18 protein-coding genes are annotated in these 22,740 nt (G+C 41.7%); 1 reads left to right on the forward strand and 17 read right to left on the reverse strand.

Going from position 1 to position 22,740, the window contains the following annotated elements; translation table 11 throughout:
* Window positions 1–12: 12 nt before the first annotated feature.
* The 9 genes from mutM to ACPF7I_RS11430 form a co-directional block, all read right to left on the reverse strand.
* Window positions 13–828, reverse strand: coding sequence for a DNA-formamidopyrimidine glycosylase (gene mutM, locus ACPF7I_RS11390; RefSeq protein WP_430746224.1), 816 nt, complete (start codon window positions 826–828; stop codon window positions 13–15).
* 17 nt (window positions 829–845) lie between these two features.
* A complete protein-coding gene (gene polA / locus ACPF7I_RS11395; protein WP_430746223.1) occupies window positions 846–3,473 on the reverse strand; it encodes a DNA polymerase I in 2,628 nt (875 codons plus the stop codon).
* Between the two features lie 195 nt (window positions 3,474–3,668).
* Entirely contained in the window at window positions 3,669–5,432 is a 1,764-nt protein-coding gene (gene pnpS / locus ACPF7I_RS11400) for a two-component system histidine kinase PnpS (RefSeq protein WP_430746222.1), read from the reverse strand.
* A complete protein-coding gene (locus ACPF7I_RS11405; protein ID WP_430746221.1) occupies window positions 5,425–6,141 on the reverse strand; it encodes a response regulator in 717 nt (238 codons plus the stop codon). The genes pnpS and ACPF7I_RS11405 overlap by 8 nt, the downstream gene beginning before the upstream one ends.
* 88 nt (window positions 6,142–6,229) lie before the next feature.
* A complete protein-coding gene (locus ACPF7I_RS11410; RefSeq protein WP_085788293.1) occupies window positions 6,230–6,700 on the reverse strand; it encodes a MaoC/PaaZ C-terminal domain-containing protein in 471 nt (156 codons plus the stop codon).
* A 57-nt stretch (window positions 6,701–6,757) separates the two neighbouring features.
* Window positions 6,758–7,696: a malate dehydrogenase gene (gene mdh / locus ACPF7I_RS11415; RefSeq protein WP_430746220.1), complete on the reverse strand. Its 939-nt coding sequence runs from the start codon at window positions 7,694–7,696 to the stop codon at window positions 6,758–6,760.
* Between the two features lie 22 nt (window positions 7,697–7,718).
* Window positions 7,719–8,993 carry an NADP-dependent isocitrate dehydrogenase gene (gene icd / locus ACPF7I_RS11420; protein WP_430746273.1) on the reverse strand — a complete coding sequence of 425 codons (1,275 nt, stop codon included), beginning with the start codon at window positions 8,991–8,993 and terminating at the stop codon, window positions 7,719–7,721.
* 65 nt (window positions 8,994–9,058) lie between these two features.
* The gene (citZ, locus tag ACPF7I_RS11425; protein ID WP_430746219.1) at window positions 9,059–10,177 is read right to left on the reverse strand and encodes a citrate synthase; all 1,119 of its coding nucleotides are present in this window, start codon (window positions 10,175–10,177) and stop codon (window positions 9,059–9,061) included.
* Between the two features lie 260 nt (window positions 10,178–10,437).
* Window positions 10,438–10,893 (reverse strand): DUF441 domain-containing protein, encoded by a 456-nt coding sequence (locus tag ACPF7I_RS11430; protein WP_021093786.1) that lies wholly within the window; start codon window positions 10,891–10,893, stop codon window positions 10,438–10,440.
* A gap of 88 nt (window positions 10,894–10,981) precedes the next feature.
* On the opposite strand from ACPF7I_RS11430, the gene ytvI reads away from it, so the two are divergent.
* The gene (ytvI, locus tag ACPF7I_RS11435; RefSeq protein WP_430746218.1) at window positions 10,982–12,100 is read left to right on the forward strand and encodes a sporulation integral membrane protein YtvI; all 1,119 of its coding nucleotides are present in this window, start codon (window positions 10,982–10,984) and stop codon (window positions 12,098–12,100) included.
* 20 nt (window positions 12,101–12,120) lie between these two features.
* Here ytvI and ACPF7I_RS11440 read toward each other — a convergent pair whose 3' ends face one another.
* The 8 genes from ACPF7I_RS11440 to dnaE all read right to left on the reverse strand — a co-directional run bounded on the left by ACPF7I_RS11440 (window position 12,121) and on the right by dnaE (window position 22,651).
* Window positions 12,121–12,513 carry an FxsA family protein gene (locus ACPF7I_RS11440; protein ID WP_430746217.1) on the reverse strand — a complete coding sequence of 131 codons (393 nt, stop codon included), beginning with the start codon at window positions 12,511–12,513 and terminating at the stop codon, window positions 12,121–12,123.
* A 46-nt stretch (window positions 12,514–12,559) separates the two neighbouring features.
* A complete protein-coding gene (pyk, locus tag ACPF7I_RS11445) occupies window positions 12,560–14,320 on the reverse strand; it encodes a pyruvate kinase (protein WP_430746216.1) in 1,761 nt (586 codons plus the stop codon).
* A 48-nt stretch (window positions 14,321–14,368) separates the two neighbouring features.
* Window positions 14,369–15,328, reverse strand: a complete 960-nt coding sequence (gene pfkA / locus ACPF7I_RS11450) for a 6-phosphofructokinase (protein WP_009361516.1) — start codon at window positions 15,326–15,328, stop codon at window positions 14,369–14,371.
* A gap of 267 nt (window positions 15,329–15,595) precedes the next feature.
* Window positions 15,596–16,573, reverse strand: coding sequence for an acetyl-CoA carboxylase carboxyl transferase subunit alpha (gene accA, locus ACPF7I_RS11455; RefSeq protein WP_430746215.1), 978 nt, complete (start codon window positions 16,571–16,573; stop codon window positions 15,596–15,598).
* Window positions 16,558–17,430 (reverse strand): acetyl-CoA carboxylase, carboxyltransferase subunit beta, encoded by an 873-nt coding sequence (accD, locus tag ACPF7I_RS11460; protein ID WP_430746214.1) that lies wholly within the window; start codon window positions 17,428–17,430, stop codon window positions 16,558–16,560. The genes accA and accD overlap by 16 nt, the downstream gene beginning before the upstream one ends.
* A 69-nt stretch (window positions 17,431–17,499) precedes the next feature.
* Window positions 17,500–18,102 carry a FadR/GntR family transcriptional regulator gene (locus ACPF7I_RS11465; protein WP_430746213.1) on the reverse strand — a complete coding sequence of 201 codons (603 nt, stop codon included), beginning with the start codon at window positions 18,100–18,102 and terminating at the stop codon, window positions 17,500–17,502.
* Window positions 18,089–19,342 (reverse strand): NAD(P)-dependent malic enzyme, encoded by a 1,254-nt coding sequence (locus tag ACPF7I_RS11470; RefSeq protein WP_430746212.1) that lies wholly within the window; start codon window positions 19,340–19,342, stop codon window positions 18,089–18,091. The genes ACPF7I_RS11465 and ACPF7I_RS11470 overlap by 14 nt, the downstream gene beginning before the upstream one ends.
* 87 nt (window positions 19,343–19,429) lie before the next feature.
* Window positions 19,430–22,651, reverse strand: a complete 3,222-nt coding sequence (gene dnaE / locus ACPF7I_RS11475) for a DNA polymerase III subunit alpha (RefSeq protein ID WP_430746211.1) — start codon at window positions 22,649–22,651, stop codon at window positions 19,430–19,432.
* Window positions 22,652–22,740: the final 89 nt, after the last annotated feature.

Below are 22,740 nucleotides of genomic sequence, written 5' to 3' on the forward strand. Positions count from 1 at the left end.
AATGTTCTTACACTATGTTTGACAATGTTTACAATAATGCGTACCGCGATTCGCAACCGTTGTTTTGACAATGGGCTCCCCGCATCGCCGGCACGGCATGTTCACACGACCATATACGTACAATTGCGTTTGAAATGTTCCCATTTTCCCTTGCGTATTGACGTATGTTCGAACCGTACTTCCCCCTTTTTCAATCGCTTCTCGTATCGTTTCAACGATTGCTTCATGTAACGCTTCTATTTCCTGCACCGTTAACGTAGCTGCGATACGTTTTGGGTGAATGGAGGAACGAAATAACACTTCATCAACATAAATATTTCCTAACCCTGCAATAATCGTTTGGTCAAGCAATACCGCTTTTATTGTTCGCTTTGTTCGTTGAAGCTGATCGGTAAGCCATAAGACAGTAAACTGCTCGTCAAGCGGCTCGACGCCGATGTTTGATAAAGGTGGAACGTTTTCCCCTTTATTGAACAAATGCATCGTTCCAAATTTACGCACATCGCGATAACGAAGTTCTGTACGATCTGTAAATGTAAAAAAGATGTGCGTATGGCGATCAAATGGAGCATTTTCTTTTTCGTATATGTAACGTCCTTCCATACGTAAATGGGAAACTAGAACAACATCGTCCAATTGAAAAATTAAAAATTTCCCCCGTCGCTCGATATCGTAAATCGTCTGTCCTTTTAATCGATCGCAAAATGTTTCTACGTCAGGATGTTGAATGATCTTTTCCCAATGTACTTTTACACGTTCAATCGTTTTGCCAACAACAAGCGGAAGAAGCGTGCGCCGCACCGTTTCCACTTCAGGTAGTTCTGGCATGTTTGCTCATCCTTTCCTTACTTCGCGTCATACCACGTCGGTCCAAAGTGGTAATCGACCTTTAGTGGAACACGTAATGATACCGCATTTTCCATCACATCTGGGACAATTTTTTTCAACAAATCAACTTCCTCTTTTGGGGCCTCTAAAATAAGTTCGTCATGTACTTGCAATAATAGACGCGCTTGTAACCGTTCTTCATGTAAACGTGTCGCTAAATCAATCATCGCTTTTTTAATAATATCCGCTGCGCTTCCTTGAATTGGCGTGTTCATCGCTGTCCGCTCGGCAAAACTGCGGACGTTGAAATTGCTGCTCGTAATATCCGGCAAATAACGACGGCGGTGAAGCAACGTCGTCACATACCCTTTTTGCTTCGCATCTTGCACGATTTCTTCCATATACTTTTTCACACCCGGATAACTGTGGAAATAGCGTTCGATAAATTCAGCCGCTTCTTTACGTGTAATGCCTAAGTTTTGCGACAATCCGTAGTCGCTAATTCCATAAACGATACCAAAATTGACCGCTTTCGCTTGACGGCGCATATGTGCAGTCACTTCTTCTTCCTTTACGTGAAAAATGTCCATCGCTGTTTTCGTATGAATATCGAGATCATGATGAAATGCAGCAATTAAATTTTCATCATTAGCAATATGGGCTAACACGCGCAACTCAATTTGCGAATAGTCAGCCGCAAAAATGACCCAATCATCAAAAGATGGGACGAACGCTTGACGAATTTTTCTTCCTTCTTCAATGCGAATCGGAATGTTTTGTAAATTAGGCTCTGTTGAACTTAAGCGCCCTGTTTGCGTCAATGCTTGTTGAAAGATGGTATGCACTTTTCCTGTATCTTGGCGCACTACTTTCATTAATCCTTCTACATACGTCGATTGTAATTTTCCGAGCTGACGGTAATGTAAAATTTGCTCAATAATTTCATGGTGCGGTGCCAACTTTTCTAACACATCGGCGGAAGTCGAATAACCTGTTTTTGTTTTTTTCACGACCGGTAACTGCAATTTTTCAAACAAAATCGTTCCAAGCTGTTTTGGGGAATTAATGTTAAATGTTGTTCCTGCTAATTCATAAATACGTTGCTCAATTTGCTGGAGCTGAGCAGCGAACTCTCTTCCCATATATTGCAAACGTTCAACATCCACTTTTACTCCATGAAATTCCATTTCTCCTAAGATGAATGTAAGTGGCAATTCTAAGTTCGTAAGTAACTCAAATTGTTCATTTTGCTTTAATTCATGAATATACGTTTCCTTTAACGAAAGGATCGCTTTTGCCTTTCTTACAAGATGTTCAGCTAATACATTTACCGATGGAACAGCTTGTTTCGCCCCTTTCCCATATACTTCTTCATCGCTTTGTACATCTGTATATTGCTTTGTTTTTGCAATGGCCGCCACATCCCCATTGGCATCCGTCGGATTAAGCAAATAGGCGGCTAACAATAAATCAAAATCAACGCCTTTTAGCTCAATGCCATGCCATTTCAGCGCTACAATGGCACGTTTCGCGTCAAATACACTTTTTTTGCAATTTTCATCTTCAAGCCATGTCCGAAATACAGTTGAAGCGAGCGCCACATCTGTCGGGATAAAAAAATGTCCTCGCTCATTTACAAGTGCAAATCCGAGAATCGGTGCTTGATGATAATTTTCATCAAGCACTTCGATAACAAGGGCACTATCTTCCGCCAACATATGCTCGTCAATCGTTTGTACCGTCACGAAAGAGATGTTCGTTAATGATCGTTGTTCATGTGAAGGCTGTCCAATTTTATCCATGAGCGACGTAAACCCTAGCTCTTGAAATAATGCTGCCAGTCGTTCGACATCATATGACTGCCATGCTAATTCATCGAACGATAGTGTGAGCGGAACGTCGCGATGAATGGTCGCTAACTGTTTACTTAGTAGCGCTTGTTCACGATACGTTTGTAAATTCTCTTTTAGTTTTTTTCCTGAAATATGTTCAAGTGATGCTAGTACGTGTTCAACTGTTCCGTACTCCTTTAACAACTTTAACGCTGTCTTTTCTCCGACTCCCGGAACACCCGGTATATTATCTGATGCATCACCCATTAACCCTTTTAAATCAACAATTTGCGCTGGCGTTAATCCGTATTTCTCGAACACGTATTGCGGCGTATATCGCTCTAGATCTGTCATTCCTTTTTTCGTCACGTGCACATGAATACGCTCAGATACTAATTGCGTTAAATCGCGATCTCCTGAAATAATGATGACGTCAAAACCTTCTTTTTCCGCTCGCGTAGCTAACGTTCCGATAATATCGTCTGCTTCGTAATTTTCAAGCTCATACGTACGAATGTTATATGCATCAAGCAACTCACGTAAAAATGGAAACTGTTCCGATAGTTCTGGTGGCGTTTTTTGTCTTCCCCCTTTATATTCTGTGTACACTTCATGGCGAAATGTCGTTTTCCCTGCGTCAAACGCAACGAGCATGTGCGTCGGTTTTTCTTCTTCAATGAGCTTCATTAACATCATCGTAAAACCGTAAATCGCATTTGTATGAATCCCTTTATCGTTATGTAATAGCGGCAACGCAAAAAAAGCACGATAAGCAATGCTATTGCCGTCGATCAACACTAATTTGTTTGCCAAACCGAAAACCTCCTCTTCATTCACTTACGCTTATTTTACCACGATCATTGCCAAAAAAGAAAAAAGACGAGAACATTCGTTGTCCTCGCCTATTCCAAGACAATCGGCTTCTTGGATGAAGGGGTTTTCATCTGTTATCTTACCAGTATTTTTTTAATATATGGTAAATCGTTTGTAAATATATCGTTAAAAAAATCATTCATCTAAGCAAGCATCAACGCGAAAATGAACAGTAAATGTCGTTCCTACACCTACTTCACTTTTTACAGAAATCGTTCCGTGATGTGCCTCCACTAAATGTTTTACAATCGCTAAACCAAGGCCTGTTCCACCGGAATTGCGACTTCGTGCTTTGTCTACACGATAAAAGCGTTCAAAAATACGCGGAATTTCTTTTTGTTCAATACCAATCCCTGTGTCGCTGACATGAACATGCAATTGTTTATCGTCTTTTTCGATGGAAACGGTGACGCGTCCACCTGCTGGCGTATAGGCAATGGCGTTATTAATTAAATTAATAAAAATTTGCTTTAAACGATGTAAATCTCCATACATATAACAAATCGGAGCATTCGATGTGCATGATAATGCAATTTGCTTATCGTTCGCTTTCCCTTCAAGCATGACAATGACTTCTTTTAATACATCGTACAAGTCAACGACCGATATATTTAATGTAAATCCTTGTTGTTCAATTTTTGATAAATCAAGCAAATCTTGAATTAAATGTTGCAATCGTTCGCTTTCTTTTAAAATAATCGTTAAAAAATATTCAAGTGTTTGAGCGTCATGCATTGCCCCATCTAACAACGTTTCCGCAAAACCTTTAATCGATGTAATCGGCGTTTTTAATTCGTGCGAAACGTTCGCTACAAAATCTTTTCGCATTTGCTCAAGCTTTTTTAGCTCAGTAATATCGTGGAACACAACGATAATTCCTTTCCATTCATCGTTTGTTCCGATAATCGGTGTTCCGTATACTTCAAAATGTTTTCGCTCAATATCGACAGGAAGAAGCAATTGTTTACGTACGTTTACTTCCGTCATAAATATTTCTTCGACAAGCGCAATGACTTCCTTGTGCGGAAACGCCTCATAATATAGACGATGAATGTAGTCGGACGGATCAATATGAAACATTTCCTTATACGCGCGGTTCATGAGCGAAATGTAGCCACGTTGATCAATTAAAATTAAGCCGCTCCCCATATTTTCAATTAATGCTCGCAAGCGATCTTGCTGCATTTCTTGCATGCGCACCATCTCTTGTAAATTGCGCGCTAAAATATTAAGCGACTGGCTAAGCATCCCCGTTTCATCTTCTCGACTTTCGTACGTTCGCGCTTTATAATTGCCACGTGCAAGCTCCATCGCCACTTTTGTTGCGGCCTCAATCGGTTTTGTATATTGATTTGTAATTTTAATACCTAATAAAAGAATAATGAAAAATGCAATACTTAAGCTGAATGTAAGCAAAATCCAAATTTGTTCATTTACCCGCTCGATCGCATCCATCGGCAAACTGAGAACAATATGCCCAAGCTGCTCATCCCTCTGCCAAAATGGGACGGCATAATAATATAAATCTTGTTCTTCTTCAAAAATAAAGGAACGATCTTCTCGTTTTAATAACGTTTGAATTAATTTTTTATGCCTCTTTTCATCAATGGATATGTAATTGTTTGTATCAAACATAAGCCGTCCATCTCGGTCAACAATGGTGATGCGAGCAGACAGCATGTCGCTAATTGCACGCAATTTTTGCTCAAACGATGAGGATTGGAACGATTTATTCTCTATATATAAAGCTAAAAGCTTGGCCTCTTTTTCCATACGTTCATGGACAGTATCCGCATAAAATTTTTGAAATAATTGACCTAATAACACCCCAAGACCAAATAAAACAGATAAAATGACCGAAATAAGCCCAAGCAATAGCCGAGAGCGAAATTTATTCATCCACTTTCGGCTCCTCTAGTTTGTACCCTAATCCGCGTATCGTTTTAATGTATAGTGGTTTGCGCGTATCTTGTTCGATTTTTTCACGCAAATGGCTAATATGCACATCAACAATGCGCGTATCTCCGGCAAAATCATAGTTCCACACTGCACTTAACAACTGATCACGCGTCAACACGCGCCCTTTATATTTCGCTAAATATGCCAATAGTTCAAACTCTTTCGGAGTTAATTCTAATCTTTGTTCTGCAAAATACGCCTCATAACGATCTGGGAAAATTTTTAGTTGCCCGACAATGAGCGAATCGTCACCATTTTCTTGTTTTTCTTCATGTCCGTGAATAGTCGTTCGGCGCAAAATCGCCTTGACACGTGCGACAACTTCGCGTGGGCTAAACGGCTTTGTCATATAATCATCAGCACCTAATTCAAGACCGAGCACTTTATCAAACTCATCGTCTTTTGCCGTCAACATTAAAATAGGTGTCATCACTTTTTGTTGACGCAATTGCTTACATACTTCGATTCCATCTAATTTTGGTAACATTAAATCAAGAATGATAAAATCAGGTCGTTCTTCCAATGCTTGATGAAGCCCTTCTTCCCCATCATAAGCCGTCAATACGGTAAATCCAGCTTGTTTTAAATTGTACTCTAATAGAGTGACGATCGAATGCTCATCATCGACAACTAACACACGTTTCGACATATCCATCCTCCAACAACGTAAATTTGTTACATTTTTATTATAACGAGTTATTTTGAAAGATAAAAATAAAAAAGAGGCGATGCCCCTTTTAAAAGTTATCTAACGCTTTTTCTTCAATAAACGGATATGGTGGAACGACACGCAACGCTCCAACTAATATTTCTTCCCCATCCCGAACCGCTTGAACCGCAATATGAATTTCGTTGTTTTCTTCATCAACATGCGTTACTTCAAATAAAAACTCGACATGCTCATAATGATATACTGGTCGCTTAAATTCAATCGTTTGGGAAACGATATGACTTCCTGGACCCGGTAAATATTTTGAAATAGCTGATGTAATCATACCTGTTAACATAATCGCTGGTACGATTGGACGTTTCAACGGTGTTTGGGATGCATAATCATGTTGAATATAAAGCGGGTTCGCATCGTTTGTGAGCCCTAAATATAACAATAAATCTTTATCTTCAATCGCTTCCGTTAATACAAGCTTCTCCCCGACCGAAATGTCCGAAATTAGACGTCCAATTTTACGCTTTTTCCCTAACATCGTCATCTCCCCTTTGTTTGACCATATACAAAAATTCGGGGAAAGATCCCCCGAATTTTTTTATCATTGTAGCACTTTCATCACGTTTTTCACCGATTCAACAGATTTCGCTAATGCTTCTTTTTCTTCTTCTGTTAATTGTAATTCGATCACTTTTTCGATTCCGTTGCCACCTAAAATCGTTGGCACACCTAAATAAATGCCTTCATATCCGTACTCGCCTTCTAAATAAGCGATGGCTGGAAGAACTCGGCGCTGGTCTTTTACGATCGCTTCAACCATCTCAGCAAGGGACGCAGCTGGCGCATAATAAGCGCTACCGTTGCCTAGCAAGTTGACGATTTCACCGCCACCTTTACGCGTACGTTCAACAATGGCGTCTAAACGCTCTTTTGGGATTAACGTTTCAAGCGGAATGCCCCCTGCATATGAGTAACGCACAAGCGGTACCATATCATCTCCATGCCCACCTAAAACAAATCCTGTAATATCTTTAACAGATAAGTTTAATTCTTGGGCAACAAATGTCCGGAAACGCGCGGTATCTAATACGCCAGATTGGCCGATGACGCGGTTTTTCGGAAAGCCTGATTCTTTAAATACTGTATATGTCATCGCATCTACTGGATTTGTTAAGACGATAATAAAGCAGTTCGGTGAGTATTTAACGACTTCTTTCGTTACAGCTTTCATAATGTTTTGATTTGTCGTTACTAAGTCGTCACGACTCATCCCTGGTTTGCGTGCAATCCCCGCAGTGATGACAACGATGTCCGAATCAGCTGTATCCGCATAATCCGACGTACCAATAATGTTGGCGTCAAAACCAAGAACTGGGCTTGACTCAAGCATATCGAGCGCCTTGCCTTTTGTCGGATTTTCCAATTGTGGAATGTCGACAAGAACGATATCTCCTAGCTCTTTTTGCGCTAAAATAAACGCTGTTGTCGCTCCCGTAAATCCAGCACCGATAATTGAGATTTTTTTACGTTTCATACCCACGTTCTTCCATCCCCTTTTTCGTTTATTCGCCCATATTTCGAATGAGAGCATCCGCAAATTCAGAGCATTTCACTTCTGTTGCACCTTCCATTAAGCGCGCAAAATCATATGTGACCACTTTAGATGCAATTGTTTTTTCCATAGAGTCAATAATGAGTTTTGCTGCCTCGTTCCAACCGAGATGTTCAAACATCATGACACCAGATAAAATGACAGACGACGGGTTCACTTTATCTAATCCTGCATATTTTGGTGCTGTGCCATGCGTTGCTTCAAAAATGGCATGACCCGTTTCATAGTTAATGTTTGCACCTGGAGCGATACCGATGCCGCCTACTTGTGCTGCAAGCGCATCAGAAATGTAGTCGCCATTTAAGTTCATCGTTGCAACGACATCAAACTCGCGTGGACGAGTTAAAATTTGTTGCAAGAAAATATCTGCAATCGCATCCTTAATAATGATTTTTCCTGCTGCTTCTGCTTCCGCCTGCGCCTTGTTTGCAGCTTCTTTTCCATCGGTTTCAACGATGCGGTCATACTCCGCCCATGTAAACACTTGATCGCCAAATTCTTGCTCAGCTAATTCGTAACCCCAGTTTTTAAACGCACCTTCTGTATATTTCATAATGTTTCCTTTATGAACGAGCGTCACCGATTTGCGACCGTGTTCAATCGCATATTTAATTGCTGCTCGTACTAATCGTTTCGTTCCTTCTTCCGAAATTGGTTTAATGCCAATTCCTGACGTTTCAGGGAAGCGGATTTTGCGTACGCCCATTTCATTTTGTAAGAAATCGATCACTTTTTTTACTTCTGGCGTTCCTTTCGCATATTCGATTCCAGCATAAATATCTTCCGTATTTTCACGGAAAATAACCATGTCTGTATCTTCAGGGCGCTTAACTGGAGAAGGAACTCCTTTAAAATAGCGAACCGGACGTAAACATACAAACAAATCGAGCTCTTGGCGAAGCGCAACGTTTAATGAACGAATGCCACCACCGACCGGCGTTGTCAACGGACCTTTAATCGCAATTATGTATTCACGAATCGTATCGAGTGTTTCTTGTGGCAACCATTCACCTGTCAACTTAAACGCTTTTTCACCAGCAAGCACTTCTTTCCAAACGATTTTCCGTTCACCTTTATATGCTTTTTCAACAGCTGCTTCCAATACGCGAGAAGCGGCTGCCCAAATATCTGGACCAGTCCCGTCCCCTTCAATAAATGGGATAATTGGATAATTTGGAACGTTTAATACTCCGTTTGTAACTGTAATTTTTTCTCCTTGCATCATCATACCTCCAAATCATGTAGTGTAAAAAGGTGAGAGGCGAACTTCTCACCTTTTCTAACCAATCATTATGCGCGTTCTTCAAGCGGTACGTACACTTGTCTCATCGGTCCTGTATATTCTGCACGCGGGCGAATGAGACGGTTGTTTTCGTACTGCTCTAAAATGTGCGCAAGCCATCCAGACATACGGCTAATTGCAAAAATTGGTGTAAATAAATCGTGATCAATTCCTAAACTATGGTAAACAGAAGCTGAGTAGAAGTCAACATTTGGCGGCAACCCTTTTGTCGATGTAACAATCTCCTCAATTTTCACCGACATGTCATACCAATGTGGCTCACCTGTTAACTTCGTCAATTTTTCAGACATTTTCTTTAAATGTTTTGCGCGTGGGTCCCCGTGACGATACACGCGATGACCGAAGCCCATAATTTTTTCTTTGTTGTTTAATTTGTTGTGGATGTACGTTTCTACATTTTCAAGCGTACCGATTTCCGTCAACATTTTCATGACCGCTTCGTTTGCTCCGCCATGAAGAGGTCCTTTTAATGCTCCAATCGCTGCAGTAATGCCAGAGTATACATCTGATAAAGTGGCAACACAGACGCGCGCCGTAAACGTTGAAGCGTTTAATTCATGGTCTGCATGAAGCACAAGCGCTTTATTAAACGCTTCTTCAGCGATCGGATCCGGCTCTTTACCTGTTAACATGTATAAAAAGTTTGCCGCAAAACTTAAATCTTTGCGCGGTGGTACAGGCTCTAATCCTTTGCGAATGCGTGAAAACGCAGCAACAATTGTCGATACTTTCGCCTGCAAGCGAATCGCTTTGCGATAGTTCGCTTCCGGATTCATCGCTTCCGCCTCTTCATCGTACAATCCAAGGAACGAAATGGCTGTACGAAGCGCAGCCATCGGATGCACTTGATCAAGCGGGTACATTTTAAAATGATCAATGACTTGTTGCGGAATATCAGCATTTTCTGCCAACTGCTTTGTTAACGTTTCCAATTCTTCTTTGTTTGGTAATTTGCGATGCCAAAGTAAATAAACAACCTCTTCAAACGTAGCGTGTTCCGCTAAATCATCGATATTATACCCAACATATGTGAGCGTATCATCGATGATTGAACTAATGGTGGAAGTGGTTGCAACAACCCCTTCGAGACCGCGAGTTACTGTCATGTTACATCTCTCCTTTTCTCTTTTATTCCCCTTTTCCCATGTTAATGCACGTCGGTGAGCGCTTGCTCAAAACATCTGAATAAAAATGCAAAGAAACGGCTTACATTTTGTTATATATTCACCTGTCCGCTTAACGAAGCGAGCAGGGGAATATATACGATCGTTTCGTACATGCTCCACTATTATTATAAACAATTATCAGACTTTTGTGAACTAAAAGAAATCATAATTCAAAAATATTATTATAAAAAAGTAATAAATCACGAAAATACATCGACCATTTTCATGAGCATGTACGCAATACCTGCACCAATTAACGGCCCAACCGCAACGCCTTTGAATAAAGATACAGCTAAAATCGTACCAATGACAAGCGCAGTCGTCATGTGCGGATCTTTCGCAAGTAGCGTCACGCCTCCTTTTGCTAATAAAGCAACCGCAATGCCTGACAACATCGCAATCCACGCGTAAACCGATCGAACAGACTCTGCCAGCTCCTTAAAACCTATTTTTCCAGAGGCAATCGGAACTAATACAGCAATCGTAATGATCGTCACCCCGAGATTGATTCCTTTTTGTTGTAAGTAAGGGAATACTTTTGAACTTAGCCCGATGCTTTTCACAACGAGTAAAAAAAGCACTGCGACAATAAGAGAATGATTTTTTGCCATCATGCCAATGACAAGAAGAATAAATAAAAAAATAAACGGTTGCATCAAATATCACCTTCTTCTTTGAAACTTTTTCTTCTTTTGCATTGTATATTATAATAGTCATAAATGACAAAAGACGGGAGGTGAAAACGTGCCAACTCAATATGTATATCGCTCCCTTCGATTTGTATTTGTCATTTTCGTCATCATCGCAGGATTAGCGAGCTTATATTATGTATCAACGTTAACGTATCCGTTTTTAATTGCGTTAGCGATTGCCTTTTTCATTAATCCGATTGTGGATGTATTAGAGAAAAAAGCGAAAATGCCGAGGGCGCTAGCGGTCATCGTTGTTTTACTTTTTTTACTTGCACTCGTTGCTGGACTTGTCACTCTTCTTGTAGCAGAAATTGTGACGGGCACACAATATTTAGCAACAGTCGTTCCAAGTCATTTTCAAAAGCTTGTTGTTTATATGGAACAATTTGTCGCCAGCCAACTTATTCCACTATACAACCAGCTAGCTACGCTCTTTAAAAATTTAGATACATCTCAACAAGATACGATTATGGCAAACATTCAGTCGGTTGGGACGAGAATTGCTACAACAGTTGGACAATTTATCCAAAATATATTACAAAATATCCCTTCGATTATCGGATGGTTGCCTAATTTTGCGACAATCTTTATTTTTTCATTGCTCGCTACATTTTTTATAAGCAAAGATTGGTATCGTCTAAAATCGTTGTTTCAAAAGCTGTTACCAAACAAAGTACAAACGAGCAGCACAAAAGTGTTTACTGAACTAAAAAAGGCGCTATTTGGCTTTCTTAAAGCGCAAGCAACACTCATTTCGATCACAACGCTCATTGTATTAGTCGGCTTGCTTGTGTTGCGGGTAGAATATGCGATCACTATTGCGCTTATTATTGGCATTGTAGATATTTTGCCGTATTTAGGAACGGGATTAGTATTCGTTCCATGGATCATTTATGCCGCAATAAGTGGTGAAACTCATTTTGCGATCGGACTTGGCGTGCTGTATATTGTCGTTCTCGTACAACGGCAGGTGATGGAGCCGAAACTTCTTTCTTCGAATATCGGACTTGATCCGTTAGCGACATTAATCGCTTTATTCGTCGGCTTCAAGTTAATCGGTTTTCTCGGTTTAATCGTCGGACCGGTGTTGCTTGTCATCGGGCGAACGCTACATCATGCCGGCGTATTTCAAGACATCTGGAACTTCATAGTTGGAAAAAAAGAAGCATAAGCGACGAGCTTATGCTTTTCTCATTTCCGAATGTACATCCACGTTTTTGTGTAAAACATCCATTTAAACAGGCGCACGAGCCATGGTTTTATTTTTTTTCGCGCCAACGGGAGAAGGAGCATAAACCCTACTGTATCCGTAATAAAGCCTGGCGTTAATAATAACGTCCCCCCGACTAAAATACAAACGCCATCTAATAGTGCATCACTAGGTATATGTCCCCTCATCAGCTCATCTTTTACACGTTGAAGCGTATATATACCTTGTCGCTTCGCCAAAAATGCGCCGATGATGCCCGTGGCGACAATAAGCGCAAATGTCGGCCAAACCCCGATCGCCTGTCCCGACAAAACGAGAACGACAATTTCTAATGCTGGAATAACGATAAAAAGAAGAAAAAAGATATGGCGCATTGAGATCCCTCCAAAACAAGAAAAGAAGGGGTTGTCCCCTTCTTTATTATAGCACGCTTGCATGGCCGCGATAAATCGCACCAAAGCTCGCATCTACCGTAATATCTTGTCCATCTTTTAAAATGGATGTCGCATTGTTTACTCCAACAATGACTGGAATGCCTAGGCTCAAACCGACAACTGCAGCGTGGCTTGTTAGACCGCCTTCTTCTGTAATGATCGCAGCAGCTTTTTCTAACGCTTTCATCATATCCGCATCCGTTGCAGGAGCAACTAAAATGCCGCCTTCAATCATTTTTTCAACCGCTTCTTCAGCTGTTTTCGCTACAACAACTTTTCCAAATGCTGATTTGCGCCCAATGCCTTGACCTTTTGCGATCATGTCGCCAATCATATGCACTTTCATTAAGTTGGTCGATCCTGTTTCTCCAACCGGAACACCTGCCGTAATGACGACGAGATCACCATGTTTCACAATACGTGTATCAAGAGCTGCTTCCACTGCGATATCTAGCATTTCATCTGTCGACGTTGCATGTTGAGCAACGCGTGGGTAAACACCCCAAACGAGCGCTAATTTGCGCGAAACACCTTCATTCGATGTGACAGCGATAATTGGCGCTTTTGGACGGTATTTCGAAATCATGCGAGCCGTATGGCCGCTTACTGTCGGCGTAACAATCGCTGCGACATCTAAGTTTAATGCGGTGTGAGCAACCGATTGTCCAATCGCATCCGTAATCGTTGTGCCGCTTTGTTTGCTTCGCTTCGATAATAAGTCGCGATATTGCAACGCCTGTTCTGTGCGTAAAGCGATGCGATGCATCGTTTGTACCGCCTCGACTGGATAAGCGCCTGCTGCCGTTTCACCAGAAAGCATAATCGCATCTGTTCCGTCAAAAATAGCGTTCGCTACATCGCTTGCCTCGGCGCGAGTTGGACGCGGGTTGCGCTGCATCGAATCAAGCATTTGTGTCGCTGTAATGACCGGTTTTCCAAGGGCATTACATTTTTTAATTAGCTCTTTTTGGACAAGCGGCACTTCTTCCGCTGGAATTTCGACGCCTAAGTCCCCGCGAGCAACCATTAAACCGTCTGCCACTTCTAAAATTTCATCAATATTGTCTACGCCTTCTTGGTTCTCAATTTTCGGGATAATTTGAATGTGTAACGCGTGATGTTCTTCGAGCAATTCACGAATTTCAAGCACGTCAGAAGCGCGGCGAACAAATGATGCAGCAATAAAATCAATACCTTGTTCAATACCGAAACGAATATCTTCTGCGTCTTTTTCAGTAATGCCCGGCAATTTCACTTTTACGCCTGGGACGTTCACACCTTTTTTATTTTTCAGTACGCCACCGTTTAACACTTTCGTCCGAATTTCTTTTGCGTCTTTATCGATCGCTAACACTTCTAATCCGATTAATCCATCATCTAATAAAATAGTTGAGCCAACGTGGACATCATCGATTAATCCTTCATAAGTAATCGAAAATTTTTCTGGCGTGCCGAGCACTTCTTTCATGGAAATGGTCACTTCAGAGCCAGCCTTTAACTCAATCGCCCCATTTTCCATGTTATGTGTACGAATTTCTGGACCTTTCGTGTCTAATAAAATCGCTACCGTTTTTCCAGTTATTTTTGCCGCTTCACGAATGTTGCGAATGCGCGCTGCATGTTCTTCATGACTTCCGTGCGAGAAGTTAAGGCGAGCAACGTTCATTCCTGCTTCAATAAGTTGCACAAGCTTTTCTACACTTTCACTCGCTGGACCGATCGTACAAACAATTTTCGTTTTGCGCATAAACACCCTCCTACAAATTGCATATGGAAACGATACCATAAATATACATTAAATTGAAAGCTCTTTGGACAACTGATACATTTTTTGGTCAACTGTATGTTTTTGTGCTAACGCTTCGATAATGTCATGATCAACAAGCTGATTGTTTTGAATGCCGACACAACGTCCGCCTTTTCCTTCAAGCAACAATTCTACGGCACGAGCACCTAAGCGGCTTGCAAGCACGCGGTCAAACGCTGTCGGTGAACCACCACGTTGGACGTGACCTAACACGGTTACACGCGTTTCAAAGCCCGTTGCTTCTTCAATTCGTTTCCCGAATTCCACACCGCTACCAACGCCTTCTGCAACAATAATAATACTATGTTTTTTGCCGCGTTCGTGTCCACGTTTGAGACGCGCAACAATTTCATCCATATCATAATCCGCTTCTGGAATTAAAATGCTTTCTGCTCCGCCAGCAAGACCGGCCCAAAGCGCAATGTCCCCAGCATGACGCCCCATGACTTCAATGACGTATGTACGCTCATGAGATGTCGCTGTATCGCGAATTTTGTCAATTGCATCAATAACCGTATTCAATGCTGTGTCAAATCCGATCGTAAAATCTGTTCCTGGAATGTCGTTATCAATCGTTCCCGGCACACCAACGCAAGGATAGCCGTGCTCTGTTAATTTTTTCGCCCCTTGGTATGAACCGTCGCCACCAATGACAACAAGCCCCTCAATACCGTGTTTTTTCAACTGCTCAATTCCTTTTAACTGTCCTTCCAACGTTTTAAATTCTGGGCAGCGGGCAGTATATAACATCGTTCCACCACGATGAATAATGTCGCCGACATCCCCGATCTCAAGTTTTTTAATGTTTCCGGCAATTAGTCCCGCATATCCGTGGTAAATGCCGTACACTTCTAATCCATGGTAAATGGCTTTTCGAACAACTGCGCGAATGGCCGCATTCATTCCTGGTGAATCGCCACCGCTCGTAAGCACACCAATTCTTTTCATCGCTCTTCACCTCTTTAAAAAAATAAAATAAGAAGTATGACCTCTTACTTTAAGATAACATGAAGGTATATGGAACACAATACATAATGAAATGTTTCACAAAACGTTGATTTTTTTCGTGCTACAAAAAGTTTACCCAAAGTCGCTTATTTCATGTAATAAGAAAAGCGCAAAGCGACTCGAGCCGATGACGCTTGGAGCTAGACATGAACCCGAAATTTTATACTTTCTTATCTTTTAAAAAAAGGCCATCCGATGATGACCTTTTTACATAACCGATACATGTTGTTGAGATTCAATAAAATCGCCAATCTGTTTATATTTTTCGTATCGTTGCGCAATCAGTTGTTCAGCGCTTAATGGAAGCAATTGACGCAATGAACGTTGTAGCACATCGTCAATGTATTTCGCTTGCTCATCGACATTTCGGTGTGCCCCTCCACGCACTTCTGGAACGATCTCATCAATGACGCCGAGCTGTTTTAAATCTTTTGCTGTAATTTTCATCGTTTCAGCAGCTTTTTTTGCAAGGGAAGCATCTTTCCATAAAATAGCCGCTGCCCCTTCTGGCGAGATGACGGAATACGTTGAATTTTCAAGCATATGAACATAGTTTCCAACACCAAGCGCAAGCGCACCGCCGCTTCCACCTTCACCGATCACAATGCATACGACAGGGACAGTTAACCCCGCCATTTCAAATAAATTTCGCGCGATCGCTTCACTTTGTCCGCGCTCTTCGGCAGCTTTTCCTGGATACGCCCCTTTCGTATCAATAAAACAAATAATCGGACGTCCAAATTTTTCAGCTTGCTTCATTAAACGAAGCGCTTTTCGATACCCTTCCGGATGCGGCATGCCAAAATTACGGCGAATATTTTCTTTCGTATCTTTTCCGCGTTGATGTCCGATGACTGTCACAGGCAATCCGTGATATTTCGCAATTCCTCCGACAATCGCTTCATCGTCGCCAAAGCAACGATCACCGTGACATTCAAAAAAGTTCGTAAACAACCGATCGATATAATCAAGCGTTGTCGGACGATTAGGATGTCGGGCAATTTGCACGCGATCCCATGGACTTAAATTAGCATAAATATCGTTTTCAAGCTTTTCCAGTCGCGCTTCTAACTTATTGATTTCATCTGAAAAGTCGACATCACGATGTTTCGTAAACTCTTTCAGTTCGCTAATTTTTTTTCGCAGTTCTACAAGCGGCTTTTCAAATTCTAATTCGTATGCCATTCGTCTCCACCTCGCGATTGGTGAATGTCTAATACATTCGTTAATTTATCTTTTAATTCATGACGCGGAATAACAGCATCTAATTGTCCGTGCTTCAATAAAAATTCCGCTGTTTGAAAATCATCAGGCAACTCTTCCCGAACCGTTTGTTCAATGACTCGTCTTCCCGCAAAACCGATCAACGCCCCCGGTTCAGCAAGGTTATAATCTCCAAGCGAGGCGAAGCTTGCTGATACACCACCTGTCGTTGGATGGGTCATGACTGAAATGATGAGTCCACCTTGTTCGCTAAACAGTTTTAATGCGGCGCTTGTTTTCGCCATTTGCATTAAACTTAGTACACCTTCTTGCATACGCGCTCCACCTGAAGCGGTAAAAATAATAAAAGGTAATGATTTTTCCATCGCTCGTTCGATGGCACGGGCGATTTTTTCTCCGACAACTGATCCCATACTCCCCATACGAAAACGGGAATCCATCACTGCAATAACAACCGGAAAACCGTTTATCGCTCCTTCTCCTGTCACAACCGCTTCATTCAATTTCGTTTTCTCACGATCTTCCTCAATTTTCTCCATATACTGTGGAAAATGAAGCGGATTTTTAGAAAGAAGATGTCGATCGTATTCATGAAACGTCCCTTCATCTAACAAACACGCAATGCGTTCAGGAGCAGACATCGGATGATGATAGCCGCACGATATACAAACGCGTAAATTTTTCACTAATTCTTTCGTATACATAATTTTTTTACACTTCGGACACTTTGTCATAATGCCTTCAGGTACATCTTGCTTTGCTTGTTCAGACGGAATGGTCGCATACTTCTTCTTTTTGGAGAACAAATCTTTCAGCACATGTTTCCCTCCCCTACTTAGTCCATTTCTACTTTACTGAATAAAGACAAGTTTGTTTGTCACATTGTGTCAATTCTCTTTCGACATTTTTTGCATCACGTATTTTTCATAAATAGCAACCGCTTCTTCACAAGACCGTTTTTGTAGTGCGATCCACATTTGTTTATAAAACTCGGAAGGGAGATTCATCGTATATACGTGCTCAAAAAAGTCGTTTAACACAAGCCAAATGCGCAACAATAAATAGTTATCAGTCGCTTCTACAATCCGTCGGAAAAATGAATGGTACGTATGTTCCGTTTGTGATATAAGCTCGAGCTTTTCATCTGTCAGTCGCTCGCAAGCAAGTTGTAAGCATATGCGCTCTATGAATATTTTTGTTTCTATTAAATCTCGTTTTTCCCGATTTCCTTGCAAAATAAACGAACCGAGGAGTTGAATGAGCTGATGGTCGCCGAACGGTTTCATAAACGTTCCTTCCCCGCGACGCGTTTCAATAAGTCCGAGCAGTTCTAACGCCCTTAGTGCTTCGCGAACAGAAGAACGTCCAACTTGTAATCTTTCAGCTAATTCTCGTTCGGAAGGAAGTCGATCTCCAGGTTGGAGACCTGCTTCCTCAATCATGCGATGAATTTGCCAAAACGTTTCAATGTACACTTTAGAAGTCGTCATCGTTGTTCTCACCTGCAATGGCTACTAATTGTCGTGTTCGTTGTTCTACCTCTTTTGGATCAATCATCGTGCGTGCGACCCCCGTTTCGATTGCTGCTTTCGCCACGGCAGCAGCAACCGCTGGAGCAACACGAGGATCAAACGGAGCTGGAATGACATAATCGGCGCGCAATTCGTCTTCTGTAATTAAATTGGCAATCGCTTCAACGGCTGCTATCTTCATTTGTTCATTAATTTGTTTTGCGCGTACATCAAGCGCACCTCTGAAAATACCCGGAAACGCCAACACGTTATTCACTTGATTCGGATAGTCGGAACGTCCTGTCCCAACGACTGTTGCCCCTGCTTGTAACGCCTCTTCCGGCATAATTTCTGGTGTCGGGTTTGCCATCGCAAAAATGATTGCATCCCGATTCATCGTTTCAACCATATGAGCCGTCAATGCTCCTGCAACAGACACACCAATAAATACATCCGCACCAACGATGACTTCCTGTAATGTTCCTGCTTTTTTCTCATCGTTTGTCCATTGAGCAATTTCATGTTTGATCTCATTCATTCCATACGGGCGCCCTTCATAAATTGCCCCTTTTGAATCGCACATGATGATATGTTTAACCCCATAACAACGAAGCAGCTTCATAATCGCAATGCCTGCTGCTCCCGCTCCGTTAATGATCACTTGAATATTTTCTATTTTTTTGTTCACTAACTTTAGTGCATTGACTAAGCCAGCGACAGTCACAATGGCTGTTCCATGCTGGTCATCATGAAAGACAGGAATGTTCATTTCTTCCTTTAATCGCTCTTCGATGATAAAACAATGCGGAGCAGCAATATCTTCTAAGTTAATGCCTCCAAATGTCGGCTCAAGCAGTTTAACTGTTTGAATGATTTGTTCCACATCTGATGTATTTAAACAAATAGGGAATGCATCAACCCCAGCGAAACTTTTAAAGAGCACAGCTTTTCCTTCCATGACCGGCAATGCTGCTTCCGCTCCAATGTTTCCAAGTCCTAATACCGCACTTCCATTCGATACAACAGCTACCGTGTTCGCTTTTAACGTATAATCATATATTTTGCTCGGTTCGGCATGAATGGCTTTGCACGGTTCTGCTACACCAGGAGAATACGCTAAGCTTAAATCGTAAGCATTTCTTAACGGCACTTTCGCTTTTACTTCTAGCTTCCCTTGATAACGTTCATGCATATGAAGCGCTTCTTTAAACAACGACACGACATATTCCTCCCTAACAAGCGGCCACTGGTCTGACCACTTAACTTCTATAAAAATATAATAAAAATGAAAAATAGTAAAGCATTTTTATTTCACAACGACATTCCCATCTCCAAGCAATACCGTTAGCTGATGAATGCATTCATCGTGTGGGGACACAGCATATTCATGGGAAAGCTGCACTTTTTTTCGTTCTGCTTCATAGTACAAGATGACAGGTGCATATCCGCGATGAGCGATTAACACTTCTTTTAACTGCTGCAATATAGCTGGTGACCCGTGCTGTTCATCAATTTTTACATAAACACATACCGGTTTCCTCACTTGTTGTACAATGAGATGCCAGCCATTTGGTCGCTGCTCTATTTTCCCTTCCATGTACAACACGCTTCCTTGTTGCAATAAAGACTGAAATCGGCTGTAAATCGTCGGAAATGCGATGGCATACCATTCATCGCTATCATCACAAATCGTCACAAACGCCATTTCTTCCCCTTTTTTTGTCCGCTTTTTCGTCACCTCCTCAACGTATGCGATCACTTTGCCAACATTCGCTTTTTCTATTTCCCATTCGTACATACGTTTTGCCCCCCATATCGAATAAAAATGGGCAAATGATTCAACCGGATGAGGAGAAACGTAGACGTTAAGCCATTGCTTTTCGTACTTCAATTGATCGATGAGCGATAACGGTTCAGCATGAACATATTTTGGTCGTACGTCGAGATCAGGGGTCAGAAACTCGGCATGCTCAAGCGCCACGTCAATACTTGCATAAAGGGTTGCACGCTCCACACGAAATTCGTCAAAACAGCCGGAAAAAATAAGCGCTTCGACTATCTTTCTTTGTGAAGGCTCGATACGTAGTCGCGAAACGAAATCAAAAAAATCGGAAAATGGCTGTCTTTGACGCTCCCAAATCATTTGTTTAACAAAAGCGGGACTCACTTGTTTAATCGCTAACAATCCAAAACGAATATCGTTGCCATCAACGGTAAAGTGCCCTTCACTTCGTCCGACGGAAGGAGGAAGCAAACGTATTCTTTTTTTGCGAAGTTCGTGTACACATTGCGTCATCTTTTCTTTTTGTCCGATGACATTTGTTAATAAAACAGCGTAAAAATCGAGCGGATAATGCGCTTTAATATACGCCATCATATACGAGATGTAACTATACGCGACCGCATGACTTCGATTAAATCCATACCCGGCAAAACGAACGATTAGCTCATACAATTCGTTTGCGATATGAGCGGCGTACCCATTTTGCATACACCCTTCAATAAAACGTTGTTTCTCTTTTTCCATTTGTCCAACGTCTTTTTTACTTATTGCGCGACGCAACAAATCGGCTTCTGCCAACGAATAGCTCGCCATTTGTTCAGCTATTTTCATAATTTGTTCCTGATACACGATGACTCCATATGTTGATTGCAAAATCGATTGCAAATCCTCATGCATGTAAACGATCGGCTCACGCCCATGTTTGCGGGAAATATATGTTGGAATTTGTTCCATCGGTCCCGGGCGAAATAAAGCGTTTACTGCTACAATATCTTCAAACGTTGTCGGTTGTAATTCGCGCAACACCCGCTTCATTCCTTCTGACTCAAGCTGAAACACACCAAAAGTATCCCCTTGACTGAAAAGCGCATACGTTTGTTCGTCATCGAGCGGCATGTTTTCAAAACGCAAACGATGGCCTGTCCGCTGTTCAACGCTGCGAATCATTTGCTCAACCATCGTTAAATTTTTGAGGGCAAGTAAATCAAATTTTAATAATCCGATTTGTTCAAGTGCATCCATCGCATATTGCGTCACATACGTTGTCGTTTGTCCGCCTTGAAGGGGGACGATGTCTGTTAACGAGCATGGGCTAATGACAATACCCGCAGCATGAATGGACGTATGCTTTGGCAAGCCTTCAATCCGTTGTACGACGCTATGCCATGGACATGTACGATCGAATCGTCCCGTAGCTAACGTTTGCTCAATTTCTTGTTCATCCACCTCAAACACACGACCGACTTCACGAATGGCTGAGCGCATTCCAAATGTCCCAAACGTAATAATTTGTGCGACATAATCTTTTCCATATTTTTGTTCAATATAACGAATGACTTCTTCGCGACGATGATCAGGAAAATCAATATCAATATCTGGAAGTGACAGACGAGCTGGATTTAAAAATCGTTCAAATAAAAGCCCGTATTGTAACGGGTCCACTTGTGTAATTCCGAGTATATAAGCAACGAGCGAACCTGCAGCTGATCCACGTCCCGGTCCTGTCAATATCCCTCGTTCGCGCGCAAACCGAACAAAATCAGCAACAATTAAAAAGTAGTCGCTAAAATTCATCTGTTGAATAATTTGCAGTTCATATTGTAACCGAGTAACATATGCTTCTGGGCGATTAGGAAAACGTTTCGTGAATTGCTCCCAACACCACGTTTGCAAATATTCGTCAGCTGTTTTCCCCGAAGGAACAGGATAGCGCGGCATAAACCATTTTTTAAACTCAAACGTCACATGGCATCGCTGGGCAATGCGCACCGTCTCCTCGATGGCTTCACGATACATTGAAAATAATGAGATCATTTCGTCAGCGCTTTTGAGATGGTATTCATTCGTTAAAAAGCGTGGACGGCTCGAGTCAGCCATTTTCTTTCCGTGTTTCATCGCAAGTAAACATTCAAAAGCAAGAGCATCTTCTTTACACATGTAACGTACATCGTTTGTCGCCACGAGCGGCATGTCCCATCGTTTACTATGTTCAAGTAGTAGCGGCAACAAATATTCTTGTTCTTTTAAGCCGTGTCGCTGCACATTTATATAAAAATCGCCGCGTTGAAATAACTTCGCGTACGTGTGAACGAGCGTTTCTGCTTGACCGATTTCCCCATTCAGCAAATGCTGCTCCACTCTCCCACGTACCCCGCTTGTCATACCGATTAATTCGCTCGTATAACGGGATAAGTCACATAAAGAAATGCCCTTTCCATCATTTAATTGAATGGCTGTAGCAATATGGACAAGTTGACGATAACCGTCGTTATTTTTCGCCAACAGCACCAGTTGGTCTGTATGACCTTGTTCATCAAATACTGTCGCAATCATGCCGATAATCGGTTTGATTCCGTGCGCTTGACACGCCTTATAAAACGGAATCACCCCATACAAAACGTTTTCATCCGTTAACGCAACTGCTGAAAATTGAAGCTCACACGCCCGCATAACGAGCTCCTCAATTTTCACCGTGCTACTTAATAAGCTATAACCACTTCGCACTTGTAGATGGATAAACGACAATGTGTCTCCCACCTTTTCTATTTTTTTCTATTATATTCACTATATATGTTGAAAAGCAAAACATACCTTGCTTGTTTGTCCCATATACA

The organism is Anoxybacillus dikiliensis (genome assembly GCF_050613275.1).
Taxonomy (GTDB): domain Bacteria; phylum Bacillota; class Bacilli; order Bacillales; family Anoxybacillaceae; genus Anoxybacillus.

Bases quoted from the DNA above. Each gene is read 5' to 3' on its own strand.
- mutM (WP_430746224.1), bottom strand. From the start codon at position 828: ATGCCAGAACTACCTGAAGTGGAAACGGTGCGGCGCACGCTTCTTCCG.
- pnpS (WP_430746222.1), bottom strand. From the start codon at position 5,432: ATGAATAAATTTCGCTCTCGGCTATTGCTTGGGCTTATTTCGGTCATT.
- ACPF7I_RS11405 (WP_430746221.1), bottom strand. From the start codon at position 6,141: ATGTCGAAACGTGTGTTAGTTGTCGATGATGAGCATTCGATCGTCACT.
- ACPF7I_RS11410 (WP_085788293.1), bottom strand. From the start codon at position 6,700: ATGACGATGTTAGGGAAAAAGCGTAAAATTGGACGTCTAATTTCGGAC.
- icd (WP_430746273.1), bottom strand. From the start codon at position 8,993: ATGATGCAAGGAGAAAAAATTACAGTTACAAACGGAGTATTAAACGTT.
- citZ (WP_430746219.1), bottom strand. From the start codon at position 10,177: ATGACAGTAACTCGCGGTCTCGAAGGGGTTGTTGCAACCACTTCCACC.
- ACPF7I_RS11430 (WP_021093786.1), bottom strand. From the start codon at position 10,893: ATGCAACCGTTTATTTTTTTATTTATTCTTCTTGTCATTGGCATGATG.
- ACPF7I_RS11440 (WP_430746217.1), bottom strand. From the start codon at position 12,513: ATGCGCCATATCTTTTTTCTTCTTTTTATCGTTATTCCAGCATTAGAA.
- pyk (WP_430746216.1), bottom strand. From the start codon at position 14,320: ATGCGCAAAACGAAAATTGTTTGTACGATCGGTCCAGCGAGTGAAAGT.
- pfkA (WP_009361516.1), bottom strand. From the start codon at position 15,328: ATGAAAAGAATTGGTGTGCTTACGAGCGGTGGCGATTCACCAGGAATG.
- accA (WP_430746215.1), bottom strand. From the start codon at position 16,573: ATGGCATACGAATTAGAATTTGAAAAGCCGCTTGTAGAACTGCGAAAA.
- ACPF7I_RS11465 (WP_430746213.1), bottom strand. From the start codon at position 18,102: ATGACGACTTCTAAAGTGTACATTGAAACGTTTTGGCAAATTCATCGC.